18 protein-coding genes and 1 pseudogene are annotated in these 20,447 nt (G+C 71.0%); 3 read left to right on the plus strand and 16 right to left on the minus strand.

The window, feature by feature from the left end; translation table 11 throughout:
* Positions 1-236, minus strand: a pseudogene (locus BGM09_RS26375) (hypothetical protein); the annotation flags it as partial.
* A 70-nt stretch (positions 237-306) separates the two neighbouring features.
* Here BGM09_RS26375 and BGM09_RS26380 point away from each other — a divergent pair.
* On the plus strand, positions 307-1,173 hold the full coding sequence (locus BGM09_RS26380) for a MurR/RpiR family transcriptional regulator (RefSeq protein WP_188284199.1): 867 nt from the start codon (positions 307-309) through the stop codon (positions 1,171-1,173).
* Between the two features lie 144 nt (positions 1,174-1,317).
* Here BGM09_RS26380 and BGM09_RS26385 read toward each other — a convergent pair whose 3' ends face one another.
* The 11 genes from BGM09_RS26385 to uvrA form a co-directional block, all read right to left on the minus strand.
* On the minus strand, positions 1,318-1,653 hold the full coding sequence (locus tag BGM09_RS26385; protein WP_073497103.1) for an RNA polymerase-binding protein RbpA: 336 nt from the start codon (positions 1,651-1,653) through the stop codon (positions 1,318-1,320).
* Between the two features lie 170 nt (positions 1,654-1,823).
* Positions 1,824-2,060 carry a preprotein translocase subunit SecG gene (secG, locus tag BGM09_RS26390; protein ID WP_188284200.1) on the minus strand — a complete coding sequence of 79 codons (237 nt, stop codon included), beginning with the start codon at positions 2,058-2,060 and terminating at the stop codon, positions 1,824-1,826.
* 153 nt (positions 2,061-2,213) lie between these two features.
* Entirely contained in the window at positions 2,214-2,999 is a 786-nt protein-coding gene (gene tpiA, locus BGM09_RS26395) for a triose-phosphate isomerase (protein WP_188284201.1), read from the minus strand.
* A gap of 4 nt (positions 3,000-3,003) precedes the next feature.
* Positions 3,004-4,218: a phosphoglycerate kinase gene (locus tag BGM09_RS26400; protein WP_188284202.1), complete on the minus strand. Its 1,215-nt coding sequence runs from the start codon at positions 4,216-4,218 to the stop codon at positions 3,004-3,006.
* Between the two features lie 143 nt (positions 4,219-4,361).
* The gene (gap, locus tag BGM09_RS26405) at positions 4,362-5,366 is read right to left on the minus strand and encodes a type I glyceraldehyde-3-phosphate dehydrogenase (protein ID WP_188284203.1); all 1,005 of its coding nucleotides are present in this window, start codon (positions 5,364-5,366) and stop codon (positions 4,362-4,364) included.
* A gap of 242 nt (positions 5,367-5,608) precedes the next feature.
* Entirely contained in the window at positions 5,609-6,586 is a 978-nt protein-coding gene (whiA, locus tag BGM09_RS26410) for a DNA-binding protein WhiA (RefSeq protein ID WP_188284204.1), read from the minus strand.
* On the minus strand, positions 6,577-7,581 hold the full coding sequence (locus BGM09_RS26415) for a uridine diphosphate-N-acetylglucosamine-binding protein YvcK (protein WP_188284205.1): 1,005 nt from the start codon (positions 7,579-7,581) through the stop codon (positions 6,577-6,579). The genes whiA and BGM09_RS26415 overlap by 10 nt, the downstream gene beginning before the upstream one ends.
* A 2-nt stretch (positions 7,582-7,583) precedes the next feature.
* Positions 7,584-8,510, minus strand: coding sequence for an RNase adapter RapZ (gene rapZ, locus BGM09_RS26420; RefSeq protein ID WP_188284206.1), 927 nt, complete (start codon positions 8,508-8,510; stop codon positions 7,584-7,586).
* The gene (uvrC, locus tag BGM09_RS26425; RefSeq protein ID WP_188284207.1) at positions 8,507-10,636 is read right to left on the minus strand and encodes an excinuclease ABC subunit UvrC; all 2,130 of its coding nucleotides are present in this window, start codon (positions 10,634-10,636) and stop codon (positions 8,507-8,509) included. The genes rapZ and uvrC overlap by 4 nt, the downstream gene beginning before the upstream one ends.
* 112 nt (positions 10,637-10,748) lie before the next feature.
* Complete coding sequence (locus BGM09_RS26430) at positions 10,749-11,171, minus strand: Rieske (2Fe-2S) protein (protein ID WP_188284208.1); 423 nt, start codon at positions 11,169-11,171, stop codon at positions 10,749-10,751.
* A gap of 124 nt (positions 11,172-11,295) precedes the next feature.
* Positions 11,296-14,286 (minus strand): excinuclease ABC subunit UvrA, encoded by a 2,991-nt coding sequence (gene uvrA, locus BGM09_RS26435; RefSeq protein ID WP_188284209.1) that lies wholly within the window; start codon positions 14,284-14,286, stop codon positions 11,296-11,298.
* Positions 14,287-14,500: 214 nt separating this feature from the next.
* On the opposite strand from uvrA, the gene BGM09_RS26440 reads away from it, so the two are divergent.
* Both BGM09_RS26440 and BGM09_RS26445 read left to right on the plus strand, forming a co-directional pair.
* A complete protein-coding gene (locus BGM09_RS26440; protein WP_188284210.1) occupies positions 14,501-15,229 on the plus strand; it encodes a maleylpyruvate isomerase family mycothiol-dependent enzyme in 729 nt (242 codons plus the stop codon).
* Positions 15,230-15,287: 58 nt separating this feature from the next.
* The gene (locus BGM09_RS26445; protein ID WP_188284211.1) at positions 15,288-15,944 is read left to right on the plus strand and encodes an MBL fold metallo-hydrolase; all 657 of its coding nucleotides are present in this window, start codon (positions 15,288-15,290) and stop codon (positions 15,942-15,944) included.
* A gap of 116 nt (positions 15,945-16,060) precedes the next feature.
* Here BGM09_RS26445 and BGM09_RS38035 read toward each other — a convergent pair whose 3' ends face one another.
* The 4 genes from BGM09_RS38035 to BGM09_RS26465 all read right to left on the minus strand — a co-directional run.
* Entirely contained in the window at positions 16,061-16,732 is a 672-nt protein-coding gene (locus BGM09_RS38035) for a DUF3761 domain-containing protein (protein ID WP_223187636.1), read from the minus strand.
* Positions 16,733-16,848: 116 nt separating this feature from the next.
* Complete coding sequence (locus BGM09_RS26455; protein ID WP_188284212.1) at positions 16,849-17,865, minus strand: cytochrome c oxidase assembly protein; 1,017 nt, start codon at positions 17,863-17,865, stop codon at positions 16,849-16,851.
* Positions 17,866-17,994: 129 nt separating this feature from the next.
* The gene (locus tag BGM09_RS26460; RefSeq protein ID WP_188284213.1) at positions 17,995-18,993 is read right to left on the minus strand and encodes a TerC family protein; all 999 of its coding nucleotides are present in this window, start codon (positions 18,991-18,993) and stop codon (positions 17,995-17,997) included.
* Positions 18,994-19,213: 220 nt separating this feature from the next.
* On the minus strand, positions 19,214-20,447 hold a 1,234-nt coding region (locus tag BGM09_RS26465), incomplete at its 5' end, for a phosphonate metabolism protein (protein ID WP_223187638.1).

Here is a 20,447-nt window from a genome sequence, read left to right on the forward strand (position 1 = left end):
ACCCGCCCGCGCAGGCCGGCCGGCACCGCCTGGGCGACGGCGTCCGTCAGGTGCCGGGTCAGTTCGGCGCGGCCGACGCTCAGCGCGTTGCCCGGCCCCCCGGTGCCGCTGCCGAGCACGACGACCTCCGCCGTCCCCCCGGCCGTCTCCGGCGCCGCCTCCGCCAGATACGCGCGGCTGCTGGTGCCGCCCGCGTCGATGCCGATCACAAGCGGTCGGCTGTAGATTTCACTCATCGCCACGAATGGTGGTTGATAGATTCACCCGCAGGCAAGTCCTCAAGCCGTCCAGCCGAGACGAGTCACCATGATCACCGCGTTGATCCGCTCCGAACTGCCCCGGATGTCCGGTTCCCTGCGCAAGGTGGGCGAGCTGGTACTGGCCGACCCGGTCGCGGCGACGCACGGCTCCGCGGCCGAGCTGGGGCGGCGTACGGGCACCTCGCAGGCCACCGTCACCCGCTTCTGCCGGGCGCTCGGCCTGGACTCGTACCAGCAGCTCCTGATCGAGCTGGCGCAGGAGCAGGGCCGCAGCGAGGCGGAGCCCCGTACGGCGGCGCTCGGGCCGCAGATCGGGCCAGAGGACGACCTGGAGCAGGTGATCGGGGTGGTCGCGGAGGCCGATCTGCGGGCGCTGCGGCAGACCGCCGACCGGCTGGACCGTGAGGCACTGGAGCGGGCCGCGCAGACGCTCGCGAAGGCCCGCAGGATCGACGTCTACGGGGTCGGCGGCTCGGGGATCGTGGCCAGGGAGACCGAGGCCCGGCTGTACGGCATCGGCTGCGCGGCGCACGCCTGGACCGAGGTGCACGCGGCGGAGACCTCCGCGGCCCTGCTGACGCCCTCCGACGCGGTGGTGGCCATCTCGCACTCGGGCGCCACCCGGGAGGTGCTGGAGCCGCTGCGGCTGGCCGCGGAGCGCGGCGCCGTCACCGTGGCCGTCACCGGCGACCCGCGCTCGCCGATCGCCCAGGCCGCCGACGTACGTCTCACGTCCACCTCGGGCGAAACGAGCTTCAGGCGCGGCAACTTCGGCACCCGTCACTCCGTACTGCTCATCGTGGACTGCCTCTACGCCCGCGTCGCGCAACTCACCTACGAACGGGCTACGGCCTCCATCGCGTTGACGGGCCATATCGCGGACGCGCACGCGGCCCGGCCGCGCCGGCGCTGAGGCGCTCGCCGGAGAGTACGCCCAGAAAGCCGGAAAACCCGGAAAGCCGGGAAAACAGAAAGCCCTCGGTCGCCGGGCGGGCTCAGAGGTCTGAGCCCGCCCGGCAACCGAGGTCCGGGACTTGCCTGGTCTCGCTGGATCTCGCTAGATCTCGCCGCGGAGCTTCGCCAGCGCCTCGGCGAGGATCGCCTCGCCGTCGGCGGCGCTGCGCCGCTCCCGCACGTAGGCGAGGTGGGTCTTGTACGGCTCGGTACGCGGCGGCGCCGGCGGATTCTCCTCGTCCTGCCCCGCCGGGAAGCCGCAGCGTGGGCAGTCCCAGGTCTCCGGGATCTGCGCGTCGCTGGCGAAACTCGGCTGGGTCTCGTGCCCGTTCGAGCACCAGAAGGAGATGCGGAGACGCGGCGCGGACTCGCCGCGCTCGGCCTCTCCCATCGGCCCCGCTCCGACCCGACTTCCACGGATCGCGTTGCCACTTGCCACGGTCGTAACTCCCTGCGTGATGGTGCTGCGAGGTCGCCAGTTTACGGAGACCTTACGTGCCGTCCAGCGGCAGGCGCTCGACCTGTCCCCCGAGGACGTCTCCCCATAGTAAGCCGGGGGGGCGACGAGGCGTCAGTTCTCCCTGGATGCGCGGGAGTCGAACGTCGGCCCTACTTCTGGAACTTCATCACCAGGCCAAGGGTGACAATGCAGGCGAACCACAGCAGACCGATCACGACGGTGATCCGGTCGAGGTTGCGCTCGGCCACCGAGGAGCCGCCGACGGAGGACTGCATACCGCCGCCGAACATGTCCGAGAGGCCGCCGCCCTTCCCCTTGTGCATCAGCACGAGCAGCAGAAGCAGCAGGCTGAAAATGATGAGGGCGATGGAGAACCCGATGACCACGGCTGGACCAACTCTCTCGACTACATGACAACGGCGCGGGGCCGGACGGCGCGGTCACGCCGGTCCGGCCCCGACAGGGTACTTCCTGAGGGGCGTGTCAGCCCACTGCCCGGTGCCCAGGCTCACTGTTCGTGGCCGCGGGCCCCGGTTCCGTCACTGGTCGCGGAACCGGACGATCTTGACGAACTCCTCGGCGTCCAGTGCCGCGCCGCCCACCAGGGCGCCGTCCACGTCCGGCTGCTTCATGATCGCGGCGACGTTGCCGGACTTCACGGAGCCGCCGTACTGGATGCGCACGGCGTCCGCCAGCTCCTGGTCGTACAGCTCGGCCAGCCGCCCGCGGATCGCCCCGCAGACCTCCTGCGCGTCCTCGGGGGTGGCCACCTCGCCGGTGCCGATCGCCCAGACCGGCTCGTACGCCACCACGATCGTGGCGGCCTGCTCGGCGGGGATGTCCTTCAGGGCGCCGTCGAGCTGCGCGAGGGTGTGCGGGACCTGCTGACCGGCCTTGCGGACGTCCAGGCCCTCGCCGACGCACAGGATCGGGGTGAGGCCGTTCTTGTAGGCGGCCTTCACCTTGGCGTTGACGACGGCCTCGTCCTCGCCGTGGTACTGGCGGCGCTCGGAGTGCCCGATCGCCACGTACGCGCACTTCAGCTTGGCCAGCATCGATCCGGAGATCTCGCCGGTGTACGCGCCGGAGTCCTGCGCGGACAGGTCCTGGGCGCCGTACTTGATCTTGAGCTTGTCGCCGTCGACCAGCGTCTGTACGGAGCGCAGGTCGGTGTACGGCACCAGGACGGCGACCTCGACCGCGTCGTGGTCCTTGTCGGTGAGCGCGAAGGCGAGTTTCTGGACGTGCGCGATGGCCTCGAGGTGGTTGAGGTTCATCTTCCAGTTGCCCGCCATCAGCGGGGTGCGGGTGCTCTGCTCGGTCATCTGCTCACTTCTCCAGTGCGGCAAGGCCGGGGAGCGTCTTGCCCTCGAGGTATTCCAGGCTCGCGCCGCCGCCGGTGGAAATATGGCCGAAAGCGTTCTCGTCGAAGCCGAGGATGCGGACGGCGGCGGCCGAGTCGCCGCCGCCGACCACGGTGAACGCGTCGGAGTCGATCAGCGCCTGGGCGACCGCGCGGGTGCCCTCGGCGTAGTCCGGGTGCTCGAAGACGCCCATCGGGCCGTTCCAGAAGACGGTGGCGGCGTCCGCGAGCTTGGCGGCGAAGAGCTTGCGGGACTCCGGGCCGATGTCCAGGCCGATCACGTCCGCGGGGATCGCGTCCACGGGTGCGTTGACCGGCGAGGACGGCGCCTTCGTCTTGAGGTCGGGGAACTCGGTGGCGCCGACGACGTCGACCGGCAGGACGAATTCCACGCCCTTGGCCTCGGCCCGCGCCAGATACTCCTTGACCACCGGGATCTGGTCCTCCTGGAGCAGGCTCTTGCCGACCTCGTGGCCCTGGGCCTTGAGGAAGGTGAAGACCATGCCGCCGCCGACCAGGATGCGGTCGGCCTTGTCCAGCAGGTGGTCGATGACGCCGAGCTTGTCGGAGACCTTGGAGCCGCCGAGCACCACCGCGTAGGGGCGCGAGACGTCCTCGGTGAGCTTCTTCAGGACGCCGACCTCGGTGGCGATCAGCCCGCCCGCGGCGTGCGGGAGGCGGGCCGGGAGGTCGTACACCGAGGCGTGCTTGCGGTGCACCGCTCCGAAGCCGTCGCCGACATAGGTGTCGGCCAGCTCCGCGAGCCGGTCGGCGAAGGCGCCGCGCTCGGCGTCGTCCTTGGCTGTCTCGCCCGCGTTGAAGCGCAGGTTCTCCAGCAGCGCGACCTGGCCGTCGGCCAGGCCCGCCACGGTGGCCGCGGCGCTGTCGCCGACGGTGTCGGCGGCGAAGGTGACGTTCTTGCCGAGCAGCTCACCGAGCCGCGCGGCGACCGGCGCGAGCGAGAACGCCGGGTCGGGCTCGCCCTTGGGGCGGCCGAGGTGCGAGGCCACGATCACCTTGGCGCCCGCCTCGGCGAGCTTGGTGATGGTGGGGACGGCGGCCCGGATGCGGCCGTCGTCGGTGATGGTGCTCCCGTCGAGCGGGACGTTGAGGTCGGCGCGGACGAATACCCGCTTTCCGGCGATCCGCCCCTCGCTGATCAGGTCGTCGATCGTCTTCATCTGTACGGTCTCCTACGGGTACGGCTGCGGGTGCTGACGGGTACGGGACTGCGGAGTGGGCAAGGGACAGGGCCCGGACCGGCGCTTCGTCGCACCCGTCCGGACCCTGTCGCTCACATCGCTGTGCGTCGGCCGCTACGGCGTCAGAGCTGGCCGCCGACGAAGACCGTGAGGTCCACGAGGCGGTTGGAGTAGCCCCACTCGTTGTCGTACCAGCCGATGACCTTGACCGTCTTGCCCTGGACCATGGTCAGGGAGGAGTCGAAGGTGCAGGAGGCCGGCCAGTTGACGATGTCCGAGGAGACGATCGCGTCCTCGGTGTAGTCCAGCAGGCCCTTGAGCTGGCCCTCGGCCGCCTTCTGGAAGGCGGCGTTGACCTCGTCCTTGGTGACCTCGCGCTCGAGGTCGACGACCAGGTCGGTGACCGAGCCGGTGGGGACCGGGACGCGCATCGCGATGCCGTCCAGCTTGCCCGCCAGCTCGGGGATGACCAGCGCGGTGGCCTTCGCGGCACCCGTGGTGGTCGGGATGATGTTCTCCGCGGCGGCGCGGGCGCGGCGCAGGTCCTTGTGCGGGAAGTCCAGGATGCGCTGGTCGTTGGTGTACGCGTGGACCGTCGTCATCATGCCCTTGACGATGCCGAAGTTCTCCAGCAGCACCTTCGCCATCGGCGCCACACAGTTCGTGGTGCACGAGGCGTTGGAGATGATGTGGTGGTTCGCGGGCTCGTACTTGTCCTGGTTGACGCCCATCACGATCGTGATGTCCTCGTCGCTGGCGGGCGCCGAGATGATGACCTTCTTGGCACCGCCCGCGATGTGCTTGCCCGCGTCGGCGGCCTTGGTGAAGATGCCGGTCGACTCGATGACGACGTCGACGCCCAGCTCGCCCCACGCGATGGCGGCGGGGTCGCGCTCGGCGAGCACCTTGACGGTCTTGCCGTCGACGGTGATGGAGTCGGCGGTGTGGGTGACCTCGGCCTTGAGGCGGCCCAGGATGGTGTCGTACTTCAGCAGGTGCGCCGTCGTCGCGGTGTCACCCAGGTCGTTGACAGCCACGATCTCGATGTCCGCACCCTGCTCCAAGGCGGCGCGGAAGAAGTTACGACCGATGCGGCCAAAGCCGTTGATGCCTACCCGGATCGTCACGAACCGATCTCCTCGCTCATTCGCCGGAGCCCTCTCCGGCTGCGAAATATGGGATGTCCCCGACCAGGGACGAGCCTACCCGGCCGGGGCCGGAGAGGTGACATCGGGCACCGCCCCGGGTACGCAGGGGATCGCCTCGCCCCACGGGGGGCGGCGAGTGTTCAGAGGCGCGGCGGGCACCGCCCCCGCAGGGGAACCGCCCGGGGCCGCGCCCCGAAAAAGCTCACCCTCAGCCGGAGGCGCTAGCCGACCATCTCGTCGGTGAGGTTGGCGTCGGTGCCGGGCAGGCCGAGGTCCGAGGCGCGCTTGTCGGCCATGGCCAGCAGGCGGCGGATCCGGCCGGCGACGGCGTCCTTGGTCAGCGGCGGCTCGGCGAGGGAGCCCAGCTCCTCCAGGGACGCCTGCTTGTGGTCCATGCGCAGGCGCCCGGCCGCGGCGAGGTGCTCCGGTACGTCGTCGCCGAGGATCTCCAGCGCGCGTTGCACACGGGCTCCGGCGGCGACGGCAGCGCGGGCCGACCTGCGCAGGTTGGCGTCGTCGAAGTTGGCGAGCCGGTTGGCGGTGGCCCGGACCTCGCGGCGCATCCGGCGCTCTTCCCAGGCGAGCACCGAGTCGTGGGCGCCGAGCCGGGTCAGCAGCGCGCCGATCGCGTCGCCGTCCCGTACCACCACGCGGTCCACATTGCGGACCTCGCGGGCCTTGGCGGGGATCTGGAGGCGGCGGGCGGCGCCGACCAGGGCCAGCGCGGCCTCGGGTCCCGGGCAGGTGACCTCCAGGGACGAGGAGCGGCCGGGCTCGGTGAGCGAGCCGTGCGCGAGGAAGGCACCGCGCCAGGCGGCCTCCGCGTCGCAGGTGGCGCCGGAGACGACCTGCGGGGGCAGGCCGCGGATCGGACGGCCGCGGCCGTCCACCAGGCCGGTCTGCCGGGCGAGCTGGTCGCCGCCCGCCACCACGCGCACCACGTACCTGCTGCCCCTGCGCAGCCCGCCGGGCGCCATCACCACCAGGTCGGAGGAGTGCCCGAAGATCTCCAGGATGTCCTTGCGCAGCCGCCTGGCCGCGATCCCGGTGTCCAGCTCCGCCTCGATCACGATCCGGCCGCTCACCAGGTGGAGGCCGCCGGCGAACCGCAGGATCGACGAGACCTCCGCCTTCCGGCAGCAGGTCCGGGTGACGGGAAGCCGGGAGATCTCATCCTTCACCGCTGCCGTCATCGCCATGGGCCGATCCTTCCACGCATACGAAAAATCCTGTCATACGCGGCGGCCAACAGCTCCGGTTCGTGCCGCGGCCCGTCGGGGGCGGCGACCGGTGCCAGCTCGACCGTGCCGCCCAACCGCTGTGCGGCCTCGGAGAGGCTGTCACGGTCGGGTACGGCGGCCTCGTCGGCGAGAACCACGTCGATGGTGAGTTTAGGGGCGTGTCGGGCCAAAACCTCCAAGTGACGCTGCGGAGAAAATCCGTCGGTCTCACCTGGTTGCGGCGCGAGGTTCAGCGTGAGGACCCGGCGCGCCCTGGTCGTCATGAGGGCGTCGACGAGCTCGGGGACGAGCAGATGCGGGATCACCGAGGAGAACCAGGAGCCGGGGCCGAGCACCACCCAGTCCGCGTCCAGGACCGCCTGCACAGCCTCGGGAACGGCGGGCGGATCGGCCGGGACGACCTGCACTTCCTGCACTTCACCGGGGGTGAGGGCGACCGTGGCCTGGCCGCGGACGGTGCTGATCTCGTCGGGCTTGTCGGGGTCGTGGCCGCGGACGATGGCATGCAGGTCGAGCGGGACCGCGGACATCGGCAGCACCCTGCCGTGAGCGCCCAGCAGACGCCCGACCCACTCCAGGGCGGCGACCTCGTCGTTGAGCTGTTCCCACAGCGCGACGATCAGCAGATTGCCGACCGCGTGCCCGTGCAGATCACCCTCGCTGGTGAAGCGGTGCTGGACCACTCGGGCCCATGTGCGCCCCCATTCGTCGTCCCCGCAGAGCGCGGCGAGCGCCTTGCGGAGGTCTCCGGGCGGCAGGACGCCCATCTCCTCGCGGAGTCTGCCGCTGGAGCCGCCGTCGTCCGCGACGGTGACCACCGCGGTCAGATCGCCGGTGATCCGGCGCAGTGCGGCGAGGGAGGCGGCCAGGCCGTGCCCCCCGCCGAGGGCGACCACCTTGGGCGGCACCCCGGCGCGGCGGCCCGTACCCCGGCGCCGCCGCCGACCCGTCATGATCACTCGCGCCCCATGTCCCTGTGCACTGTCACGGTCTCCACCCCATCCGCGGCCAGCCGTGCGGCCAGCCGTTCCGACATCGCCACGCTGCGGTGCTTGCCGCCCGTGCAGCCGACCGCGATCGTCACGTACCGCTTGCCCTCGCGCCGGTACCCGGCGGCGATGATGTGCAGCAACTCGGCGTAGCGGTCGAGGAATTCCTTCGCGCCCGGCTGGTTGAACACATACTGCGCCACCTCGTCGTTGAGCCCGGTGAAGGGCCGCAGCTCCGGCACCCAGTGCGGGTTGGGCAGGAAGCGGCAGTCCACCACCAGGTCGGCGTCGACGGGCAGGCCGTACTTGAACCCGAACGACATGACCGTGGCGCGCAGTTCCGGCTCCTCCTCGCCCGCGAACTGGGCGTCCAGCTTGGCGCGCAGCTCGTGCACGTTGAGGCTGGAGGTGTCGATCACCAGGTCGGCGTCGCCGCGCAGCTCGCGCAGCAGGTCGCGCTCGGCCTCGATGCCGTCCACGATCCGGCCCGAGCCCTGGAGCGGGTGCGGCCGGCGCACCGACTCGAAGCGGCGGACCAGGGCCTCGTCGGAGGCTTCCAGATAGATGATCCGGCGCTTGACGCTGCGGGTCGCCAGGTCGGCGAGGGACTCGCGCAGATTGTCGAAGAAGCGGCGTCCGCGGACGTCCACGACCACGGCGATCCGGGCGACGTTGCCCTGCGAGCGCGCGCCGAGATCCACCATGGTGGGAATCAGCGCGGGCGGCAGATTGTCCACCACGAACCAGCCGAGGTCCTCCAGACACTTGGCCGCGGTGCTGCGGCCCGCTCCGGACATGCCGGAGATGATCACCAGTTCGGGAATGGCCTCCACGGCCTCCCCCGCTCCGCCGGTTGTCACGTGCGTTCCGTCCTGTTCGTCCTGCTCACTCATGTGCTGATCCCCCGATGGTGGGACGGGTCCGCCCCGGGCGGGGTCCCGTCGGCCTCTTCGATGATCTCTCCTGTCGCGGTGTTCACCGCGGGTGCGGCCGGAGCCGCGGCTGCCAGTGTCGCCGCGACCGTCTCCGCCGTACGGCGGCCGATCCCCGGGACCTCGCAGATCTCCTCGATCGTCGCCGCCCGGAGCCGTTTCAGCGAGCCGAAGTGCTTCAGCAGCGCCTGCCTGCGGGTCTCGCCGAGTCCCGGCACGGAGTCCAGCGCGCCGGCCTTCATCGACTTGGAGCGCTTGCTGCGCTGGTACGAGATCGCGAACCGGTGCGCCTCGTCGCGGACCCGCTGGAGCAGGTACAGGCCCTCGCTGGAGCGCGGCAGGATCACCGGGTCGTCGTCGCCGGGCAGCCAGACCTCTTCCAGGCGCTTGGCGAGGCCGCACACGGCGACGTCGTCTATGCCCAGCTCCTCCAGCGCGCGCCGGGCGGCGGCCACCTGCGGCTGTCCGCCGTCGACCACGACGAGCTGCGGCGGGTACGCGAATTTGCGCGGCCGTCCGGTGTCGGGGTCGATGGGGCCGGACGCCTGGACCTCGGCGTCACGGACCTCGGTGTCATGGACCTCGGCGTCCTGCGTGTCGGCGTCCTGGACCTCTTGGGGCGCGGGGACCTCGCCGGACTCGCCCTCCCACTCGCCGGTCTTCTGCTTCTCCAGCAGATAGCGGCGGAAGCGGCGGGAGATCACCTCGTGCATCGACCGGACGTCGTCCTGCCCGGCGAACGATTTGATCTGGAAGCGGCGGTATTCGCTCTTACGGGCCAGGCCGTCCTCGAAGACCACCATGGACGCGACCACGTCGTCGCCCTGGAGGTGGCTGATGTCGTAGCACTCGATCCGCAGCGGCGCGGTGTCGAGATCGAGCGCGGCGGCGATCTCCTCCAGCGCGCGGGAGCGGGTGGTGAGGTCGGAGGCGCGCTTGGTCTTGTGCAGCGCGAGGGCCTGCTGCGCGTTGCGCTGCACGGTGACCATCAGGTCCTTCTTGTCGCCGCGCTGCGGCACGCGCAGGCTGACGTGCGAGCCGCGGCGGTCGCTGAGCCACTGCGCGACCGGCTCGGACGGCGCGGGCAGCGCCGGGACCAGCACCTCCTTGGGCACACCGCCGCTGCCGCCGGAGCGCTCGGCGTCACCGCGCTCGTCGCCGTAGAGCTGCTGGAGGGCGTGCTCGACCAGGCCCGCGGTGTCGACCGCCTCGACCTTGTCGGTGACCCAGCCGCGCTGGCCGCGGACCCGGCCGCCGCGTACGTGGAAGATCTGCACGGCGGCTTCCAGCTCGTCCTCGGCGACGGCGATCAGGTCGGCGTCGGTGGCGTCGGCGAGCACCACCGCGTTCTTCTCCATGGCGCGGCGCAGCGCCTCCAGGTCGTCCCGCAGCCGGGCCGCCTGCTCGTACTCCATCTCGCTCGCCGCGTCCTTCATGCGCTGTTCCAGGCGGCGCAGGTAGGTGCCGGTGTGTCCGGCCATGAAGTCGCAGAATTCCTCGGCCAGTTCGCGGTGGTCGTCGGCGCTGATCCGGCCGACGCAGGGCGCGGAGCACTTGCCGATGTAGCCGAGCAGACAGGGGCGGCCGATCTGCGCGGAGCGCTTGAAGACCCCGGCGGAGCAGGTGCGGACCGGGAAGACCCGCAGCAGCAGGTCGACGGTCTCGCGGATCGCCCAGGCGTGCGCGTACGGACCGAAGTAGCGCACGCCCTTGCGCTTGGGACCGCGCATGACCTGGACGCGCGGGAACTCCTCGTTCATCGTCACCGCGAGCGACGGATAGCTCTTGTCGTCGCGGTACTTGACGTTGAACCGCGGGTCGAACTCCTTGATCCAGGAGTATTCGAGCTGGAGCGCCTCCACCTCGGTGGAGACCACCGTCCACTCGACGGCCGCCGCGGTGGTCACCATCGTGGCGGTCCGCTGGTGGAGGTTGGTGATGTCCTGGAAGTACGAGGAAAGCCGCTGGCGCAGGCTCTTCGCCTTGCCGACGTAGATCACCCGACCGTGCTCGTCCCGGAACTTGTAGACCCCCGGGGAGTCGGGGATCTGGCCCGGCTTCGGTCGGTAGCTGCTGGGGTCCGCCATGTCTCCCACCCTACTGGCGGGATGCGACATTCCCGGGCCAGGCCGGGCAGTGCCGACCGGTGCGGATGCCGGCCGGCGGGACCGCCGATTCGCGCGTGCCGGCTCCCGTGAGTCAGCTCGCCGGGCCCGCGGTGAGCTTGCCGCCGGCGACGGTGACCCGCACGGCGGGCAGCGGCTTGGTCGCCGGGCCCTGGAGCACGGCGCCGGTGTCCGCGTCGAACTGGCTGCCGTGGCAGGCGCAGGTGATCGTGGTGCCGTCCACCGAGGAGACGACGCAGCCCGCGTGCGTGCAGACCGCGCTGAACGCCTTGAAGGCGCCCTCCTTCGGCTGCGCCACGACCACCTTGTCGTTCCGGTAGAGCTTGGCGCCGCCGACCGGTACGTCACTGGCGGCGCCCAACTCCACGGCTTTGGCGGGCCCGTCGGACGAACCGCCGCCCGAGCCGCCGCACGCGGTGAGGCCGAGCCCGGCGGCTCCGGCCAGGGCCGCGCCCCGTAGGACGGTACGGCGGCAGGCGGGCAGTTCGGTGCTCATGTGCGCTCCAGGTCGGGGAGGTGGGGAGGTCTCGCGACCCGTAACCCTACGTCCCCCACCTGTCCGCTCTCTTTGTGCCGTGCCGCTGCGCGGCGCCTTGACCCGGGCCTTCCCAGGGCTTGGTCTACGCCTTGCCCGCCGTCCGCTTGCGCGGTGCCGGGGTCTTCTTCGCGGCGGCCGTCGTGCTCTTCCTGGCCGCCGTCGTCGTCCCCGGCGCCTTCTTCGGCGCGGGCACCCGCTTCTTGGGCGCGGGCGCCGACGCGTCGCTGATCCGCTCCGCGCCGAGCACGTCGCGCAGGAACTTGCCGGTGTGGCTGGCCGGGACGGCCGCGATCTGCTCGGGGGTGCCCTCGGCGACGATCAGTCCGCCGCCGTTGCCGCCCTCGGGGCCCATGTCGACCACCCAGTCAGCGGTCTTGATGACGTCGAGATTGTGCTCGATGACGATCACGGTGTTGCCCTTGTCGACCAGGCCCTGGAGCACCTTGATCAGCTTGCTGATGTCCTCGAAGTGCAGACCGGTGGTCGGCTCGTCCAGGACGTAGACCGTACGGCCGGTGGAGCGCTTCTGGAGTTCGGAGGCGAGCTTCACACGCTGTGCCTCGCCGCCGGACAGCGTCGGCGCGGACTGCCCGAGGCGTACGTATCCCAGGCCGACCTCGTAGAGCGTGCGCAGGTGCCGGGCGATGGCGGGGACCGCCTCGAAGAAGTCCAGCGCCTCCTCGATCGGCATCTCCAGCACCTCGGCGATGGACTTGCCCTTGTAGTGCACTTCCAGCGTCTCGCGGTTGTAGCGGGCGCCGTGGCAGACCTCGCACGGGACGTAGACGTCCGGCAGGAAGTTCATCTCGATCTTGATCGTGCCGTCGCCCGAGCAGTTCTCGCAGCGGCCGCCCTTGACGTTGAAGGAGAAGCGGCCGGGCAGATAGCCGCGGACCTTCGCCTCCATCGTCTCCGCGAAGAGCCGCCGCACATGGTCGAAGACACCGGTGTACGTGGCCGGGTTGGAGCGCGGGGTGCGGCCGATCGGCGACTGGTCGACGTGCACGACCTTGTCCACCAGGTCGTCGCCGTCCACCCGGGTGTGCCGGCCGGGGACGCTGCGCGCCCCGTTCAGCTCGCGGGCCAGGTGGGTGTAGAGGATGTCGTTGACCAGCGTCGACTTGCCGGAGCCGGAGACGCCGGTGACGGCGGTGAGCACACCGAGCGGGAAGGACGCGTCGATGTCCTGGAGGTTGTGCTCGCGGGCGCCGTGCACCGTCAGCCGCCGCTTGCGGTCGATCGGGCGGCGTACGTCGGGGGTGACGATGACGCGCTTGCCGGAGAGATACTGACCGGTCAGCGACTCCTCGTTGACCAGCAGCTCCTTCAGGGAGCCGGAGTGCACCACCTTGCCGCCGTGCTCACCGGCGCCGGGGCCGATGTCGACCACCCAGTCGGCGGTCTTGATGGTGTCCTCGTCGTGCTCGACGACGATCAGCGTGTTGCCCAGGTCGCGCAGCCGTACCAGGGTCTCGATCAGCCGGTGGTTGTCGCGCTGGTGCAGGCCGATCGACGGCTCGTCCAGCACGTAGAGCACGCCGACCAGGCCCGAGCCGATCTGGGTGGCGAGCCGGATGCGCTGGGCCTCGCCGCCGGACAGGGTGCCCGCGGCGCGGTTGAGCGAGAGGTAGTCCAGGCCGACGTCGACCAGGAACCTCAGCCGCTCGTTGACCTCCTTGAGCACCCGCTCGGCGATCTTCTTGTCGCGGGCGTCCAGCTTCATCCCGCCGAGGAACTCGGCGCAGTCGCTGATCGACATGGCGGAGACGTCCGCGATGGAGCGGTCCTGGACGGTGACGGCCAGCACGATCGGCTTGAGCCTGCTGCCGTGGCAGGTGGGGCAGGGCACCTCGCGCATGTACCCCTCGAAGCGCTCCCGGCTGGAGTCGCTCTCGGAGTCCTGGTGCCGCCGCTTCACGAACGGGATGGCGCCCTCGAAATGCGCGTTGTACGCGCGCTCGCGGCCGTACCTGTTCTTGTACGCGACCCTGACCTCGGCCTTGTGGCCGTAGAGCAGCGCCTTCTTCGCGCGGGCGGGCAGCCCGGCCCAGGGGATGTCGGTCCGGAAGCCCAGCTCCCCCGCGAGACCTTCGACCAGCCGCTCGAAGTAGCCCTTGGACATGCCGCCGGTCCAGGGTGCGATGGCGCCCTCGGCCAGGGACTTCTCCTCGTCCGGGACGATCAGCTCCGGGTCGACCTCCATGCGGGAGCCGATGCCGGTGCAGTCGGGGCAGGCGCCGAAGGGCGAGTTGAAGGAGAAGGAGCGCGGCTCCAGCTCCTCGAAGGACAGGTCGTCGTACGGGCAGTACAGGTGCTCGGAGAACATCCGCTCGCGCTGCGGGTCGTCCTCGGGCAGGTCGACGAAGTCCAGGATCACCATGCCGCCGGACAGGCCGAGCGCGGTCTCGACGGAGTCCGTGAGGCGGCGCTTGGCGCTGTTCTTCACCGTGAGGCGGTCGATGACGACCTCGACGGTGTGCTTCTCCTGCTTCTTCAGCTTGGGCGGGTCGGTGAGCTGGATCGTGGCCCCGTCGACCCGGGCGCGGCTGTAGCCCTTGGTCTGGAGGTCGCCGAAGAGGTCGACGAATTCGCCCTTGCGCTCACGGACCAGCGGGGAGAGCACCTGGAAGCGGCTGCCCTCCTCCAGTTCCAGCACCCGGTCGACGATGGCCTGCGGCGACTGCCGGGAGATCGGGCGGGCGCACTCGGGGCAGTGCGGCTTGCCGATCCTGGCGAAGAGCAGCCGGAGGTAGTCGTAGACCTCGGTGATGGTGCCCACCGTCGAGCGCGGGTTGCGCGAGGTGGACTTCTGGTCGATGGAGACCGCCGGGGACAGGCCCTCGATGAAGTCCACATCGGGCTTGTCCATCTGGCCGAGGAACTGGCGGGCGTAGGAGGAGAGCGACTCGACGTAGCGGCGCTGCCCCTCGGCGAAGATCGTGTCGAAGGCGAGGGAGGACTTGCCCGATCCGGACAGCCCTGTGAACACGATGAGGGAGTCCCGCGGCAGGTCGAGCGACACGTTCTTCAGATTGTGCTCGCGAGCGCCACGGACGGTGAGTCGATCGGCCACGCCAGTGCGCACCTTTCATAGAAACGGGGGGAGAGTCGGCACCCCCAGTCAGCCTAAACGGGGTGCGCTCGGGTTTTCTTCCGGTTCGCCGCGTTCTCAGGAGTTGCGACACACCGACCATATAGCACGTGCATTCGATTTACGGGCGCGCTCTGCCCACTTCACCCGATCGTGTGTCCTGCGCGAGCGCGGGGTGACGCGCTAGCGTCGGTACGTGACCGTCCAACGACCGGATCCCGTACTCGATGCGGTTGCCGTCCGGGAAGCCACCGACCGATTCGTCGCCGCGGTGTCCGCGCTCCCCGCCGCCGGCGTCGCCGAGCCCTCGCTGCTGCCCGGCTGGAGCCGCGGGCATCTGCTCACCCATGTCGCGCGCAATGCCGACGCCCTGGCCAATCTGCTGATCTGGGCGGGGACCGGCGAGGAGACCCCGATGTACGCGGACGCGACATCCCGCGACCTGGCCATCGAGGAGGGCGCGGGCCGTCCCCTCGACGACCACCTCGCCGATCTGCGGGCCTCGGCGGAGCGGTTCGAGCGGGCCGCCGCGCAGGTGCCGCCGTCCGGCTGGGCGACGCAGGTGGCCCTGCGCTCCGGCCGGGTGATCGCCGCCGCCGAGGTCCCCTGGCGGCGGCTGGGCGAGGTGTGGCTGCACCTGGTCGACCTCGGCATCGGCACCACCGCCGCCGACCTGCCCGCCGACTTCGCCGCCCGTGAGCTGGCCTCCCTCGCCGAGGGCCTCACCGGGCACGAGGGCATCGCCGCGGTCCGCCTGGAGGACACCGAGTCCGGCGCGTCCTGGACCATCGGCGCGGCAGCGGAACCCGACCTCACCGTCAGCGCCGCCACCCGCCCGCTGCTGGCCTGGCTCTCCGGCCGCGGCCCGTACGAGGGCCTGACCGTGGCCCCCGACGGCCCGCTCCCCGTACTGCCTCCGCTCTAGCCACCCCGAATCCTGCGGGGCCCGCGGATCACGGACGGGCCTGCCCTAGGCTGACGGCATGGCGTACAGCGGAGAAGTAACGGTGGGCGGGACCCCCGACGTGCATGAACTGGAAGACCTGATCATCACCAAGGTCGCGGTCGGGCCGATGAACAACAACGCGTACGTGTTGCGCTGCCGGGCCACCGACGAGCAGCTTCTGATCGACGCGGCCAACGACGCGGAGACGCTGCTGGAGGTCGTCGGCACCGACGGGCTCGGCGCCGTCGCGACCACCCACCAGCACGGCGACCACTGGCAGGCGCTGCGCGCGGTGGTCGACGCGACCGGCGCGCGTACCTACGCGGGCCGCGAGGACACGGTGGGCATTCCGGTCCCCACCGATGTGGCGCTGGACGACGGCGACACCGTGACCTTCGGCCGCGTCAGTCTCACCGCCCGGCACCTGGTCGGCCACACCCCGGGCAGCGTCGCCCTCGTCTACGACGACCCGCACGGCGCCCCGCACGTCTTCACCGGAGACTGCCTCTTCCCGGGCGGTGTCGGCAACACGCACGACGACCCGGCCGCCTTCACCTCGCTCCTCGACGACGTCACGGCCAAGCTCTTCGACGTGCTCCCGGACGAGACCTGGGTCTACCCCGGCCACGGCAACGACACGACCCTCGGCGCCGAGCGGCCCCACCTCAAGGAATGGCGCGAGCGCGGCTGGTAGCGGTCGGCACGGTCACCGCCCGGCCCGGCGGGTGGGCGAGCAGCGGATCTTGCCGCCGCACGCCCCCGCCGCACGCTCCCCCGGGTGTCCGTACGGTCGCCGTACGACCGGGCGGGCTACTTGTACCAGACGGCCACGCCGTGGTGGTGCGAGCACGTGCCCCGGTGGTGCTGCGAGTAGGACAGGGTGCCGTCGTTGCAGAGGGCGGTGGCGCCGTCGTGGTCGTTGACCGGGGGCTCGGTGTACCCGACGGTCGGCTTCGGCTTGGGTTTCGGCTTGGGCTTCGGGGTCGGCTTGTGGGTGACGGTGGTGGGGCGGGGCTTGGGCGTCGCCTTGTGCGTGGCGGTCGGCGACGGCGCCGCGGCGCGGGTGACCGTGACCGTGGGTGTGGGTGACGGCGCCGGAGTGCCGTCCGCGGCCGGGCAGATCTCGGCGATCTTGACGACGGCGAGGTCGACCGGGTCGGACAGACCCGCGGCACCCTGGCCTGGCTGCTGGAAGCACACCTTCCAGTCGCCGTCCGAGACCTGGGTGCGCTCGGCCCCTGTCGCGTCGTGCGCGGCGATCTGGGTGAACCCGGCGTCGTTGGCCATGGTGCGCGCGGCGAGCAGCGGCATCCCGGTCAGGTTGGGCAGTTGGCCGGTGAGCGCGGCCTCCGTGGTGGTGGGCGCGGCCGTGGGTGTGGCCGAGACCGAGGCGGCGGCGCCCGATATGTCGTCGGTCCCGCCGTCGCCGTCGCATCCCGCGAGCGCGAGCCCCGCGACGGCCAGTAAACAGGCAGCGGTCATGGCACGTTGACGCAATTTGTCCCCCCAGGACAGGTATGAGGGGGAGAGCGTGACACGCGCCGACTCGTGACGTGGTGCCCGTAACGCAGTTGTGACCCCGGGCCGCCGCGGACCGCTCAGCGACCGCGCCGCATGCGCTCGCCGACCTCGCCCTGATCGGTCTCCCACCAGGGGCGGGTCAGCTCCGGAACGGGAGCGGACACAGGAGCGGGGGCCTTCGTCGCGGCGGGCGCGGCACCGGCACCGGCACCGGCGGCGGCACCGGCGCCGGCACCGGACATGGCGACGACGGCCTCGCGGTCCAGCCGCGCGTCGAGTTCCGCTGTCTTCTCCCGCTCGGCCCGCCACCACTCGAAGAAGACCAGGATCAGGAAGGGCAGCGCGACGAGTTCGGCGAGGGTGAGCATCAGGCCGCCGCCGAGCATCTGGTCGTGCTGGACGCTCGGCCCCCAGGAGCGCGGGTGCGCGGTGTACCAGTGCCCGGCCACCAGCGTGCCGCTGGTCATGACGACGATGCCGGGCACGGAGTCGAAGAGCCCGTCGAAGAAGACCAGCGCGGCCCTGACCGGGTGGCCGCACCAGGACGGCAGCAGGTTCTGACGGCTGAGCATCGGCAGCACGAACAGGCAGCCGGTGAGCAGCAGTTGGAGGTGCATGAGCTGGAGCACGAGCCCGTTGCCGAGGGCGGTCGAGAAGTACGGCGTGAAGTAGATCGTCAGCTCGGAGGCGAGCACCAGCACCGAGCTGACCAGCGGATACATCAGCAGTCGTACCGTACGACCGGTGAAGGCGCGGTGCAGTCGGCTGTCGGGAGCGGCCAGCGCGAGCGGGTCGCCGAGCGCCAGGCCGAGCGGTGCGAAGAGGTCGAGCAGGATGTTCTGCACGGCGGCGGGCCAGAACAGCACCCGGTCGTAGACGGCGAGCGAGGACATCGTCGCGACGACGAGGGTGCCGAGGCCGAGGACGTAGAACGCGGCGGTGCGCCACAGCGGCCACCGCTCCCCCGCGCGCCGCTTGCGCCGTACGCCCAGCGCGTACGCGACACCCAGCAGGACGACGGCGGTCAGCGCGACGGCGTCGAGCCGCCAGGCGTCGAAGAACCGCGCGCCGGTCAGCTCGGGAAGGACCACCATGCCGCTCGCCACCATCCGCGCCTTCCCACACCCCGCGCACAACCATCCGTTACGAGGGCCACGGTAGCCCTCGTGACGGAGCGGTCCGCGCGAAGGGGTCGGTACGACGGGTCAGTACGGAGGGACCGGTCAGCGGACCGGCGTCGCGGGGCGCTCCTCGTCCTCGGAGGCGGCGGCCTCGGCCTCCGCCTGCCGCTTGGAGGCGATCAGGCTGGTGGCGGTGGTGACCGCGAGGACGAGGACGATGACGCCGAGCGAGACGGGGATGGAGATCTCGGGCACGTGCACACCGGACTCGTGCAGCGCGTGCAGCACCAGCTTGACGCCGATGAAGCCGAGGATCACCGACAGTCCGTACGACAGGTGGACCAGCTTCTTGAGCAGGCCGCCGATCAGGAAGTAGAGCTGGCGCAGGCCCATCAGGGCGAAGGCGTTGGCGGTGAAGACGATGTACGGGTCCTGGGTGAGGCCGAAGATCGCGGGGATCGAGTCGAGCGCGAAGAGCACGTCGGTGGTGCCGATGGCGAGCATCACGACGAGCATCGGCGTCATCAGCCGCTTGCCGTTCTCCGTGATGAACAGCCGCGTGCCGTGGTACTTGTCGGTGGACGGTACGCGTTTCTCGACCGCCTTGAGCAGCCGGTTCTCCTCGAATTCCTCGTCCTCGTCGTCCGAACGGGCGTCCTGGATGAGCTTCCAGGCGGTCCAGATGAGGAAGGCGCCGAAGATGTAGAAGACCCACGAGAAGCTGGCGATGATCGCCGCGCCGCCCGCGATGAACACCGCGCGGAGCACCAGCGCTATCAGCACGCCCACCAGCAGGACGCGCTGCTGGTACTGGGACGGCACCGCGAATTTGGACATGATCAGGACGAAGACGAAGAGGTTGTCGACGCTCAGCGACTTCTCGGTGATGTAGCCGGCGAAGAACTCGCCCGCCGGCTGGCCGCCGGAGAAGACGAGCAGGCCGACCCCGAAGAGCCCGGCGAGTACGACCCAGACGATCGTCCAGGCCCCTGCCTCCTTGACGGAGACGTCGTGCGGGGTGCGGCCGATGACGAAGTCAACGGCGATCAGGGCGATCAGTCCGGCGATGGTGAGCGCCCAGAGGGCGAGGGAGACATCCACAGGTCCTCCGGCAATTCGATACGGCAACTGTCAGCGTCGTCGCTGCCGGAGATCCCCACCACTTGAGTCCGTTCAGGGGGAGGTTTCGCTCCGCACCAAGAACAGTACACGAATTGCCCAAGAGCTAGTAAAGAATCGCACAAGCGTGCAGGTCAGAGCCGTCAAGCCGGTGCAGAGCCGTGGGGCGGCAACGCACCCGCCCAAGACGCGGCGCGACCGGTCAGGGGCCGTAGGCCGGGCGGGCCGCCGCGATCTCCCTGAGCACCTGTGTGAGCACCTGGCTGCCCGGCGGCACCAACGACGGCTCGAACGTCCAGGCGTGCCCCACCCACGGGTCGGCCAGGTGGTCGCTGGGCAGCGGGGTGAGCCGCAGCAGCGAGCGCCACAGCGGATCGAGCACGGGTCCGTACGCGGACGCGTCCTCGCGGTCGGCGACCAGCAGCAGGTGCACCCCGGCGCGCGGTCCCTCGTCGGCGAGATAGCGCAGTTGGGTGACCGCCCGGTCGTCGAAGCCGTACGGGAACTCGTTGACGATCAGAAGCTGCTCGGCGGTGTCGAAGCCGGGCGGCAGCGAGTCGGCGGCGCCGCCGCGCAGCGCCATCTGGAGCAGGTCGACGCGCTCGGTCAGCCGGTTCAGCACCTCGCTGACCCCGGCCGCGCCGCCGGCCGACGGCATCAGCACGGCTCCGCTGGCGGTGAGCGGGGCGAGCGCGGCGGAGCCGGAGCCCGCGGGGTCGAGGGCGTGCACGACGAAACCGCCCACCGGGTAGGAGGCGAGCAGCCGGGCGGCGATCGCCACGGCGGTGTCCATGGCGACCCCGCGGTCCTCCTCGCTGTCGATCCACAGACCGCGGTCCAGCGGCAGCCGGGCCAGCAGCGGGATGCGCAGTTCGGGCGCCTCGGGCAGACAGAGGCCGCCGAGCCGTACGGCGAGCGGCGGCTGGTCGGGCACCCGGTAGGCGTGCCACACCGGATTCTCCCAGCCCGCGAAGGCGGCGGGCAGCGCGGGCTCGACGACCTCGGCCTCGGCGACGAGCTGCGCGATGTCCCGGTCGAGTACGGCGCGGGCCTGGTCGACCAGCGCGAACTGCCGGGCCTGCGCCTGGTCACGGGCGGCGTCGGCGGCCGGTCCGCCGCGGGTCGCGGGGTCGGCGAGCAGCCGGTCGAGCTCCTGCTCGAAGCGGGACTCGGCGAAGTCCACCGCGCTGCGGTAGGCGGCGATGGTGCGGGCCAGGTCCTCGAACATGCCCCACACCTGATTGTGCAGCCGCTCCTCCATCGTCCAGCCGGAGGCGTCGCCCGCGACGGGGACGGGCGGGGAGCCGGGCTGCGTACCGGGCTGACCCTGGCCGCCGCCCGCCGAAGCCTGCGGCGTGACCGGCGGCGCGTCGTACGGCGATCCGAGCGGGGCCCGGCCGGGCCGCTGCGGGGGCGGGGCGGAAGCGGAGGCCGGG

The sequence above is a fragment of the Streptomyces sp. CBMA29 genome, from assembly GCF_014596445.1.
In the GTDB taxonomy this organism is placed as follows: Bacteria; Actinomycetota; Actinomycetes; order Streptomycetales; family Streptomycetaceae; genus Actinacidiphila.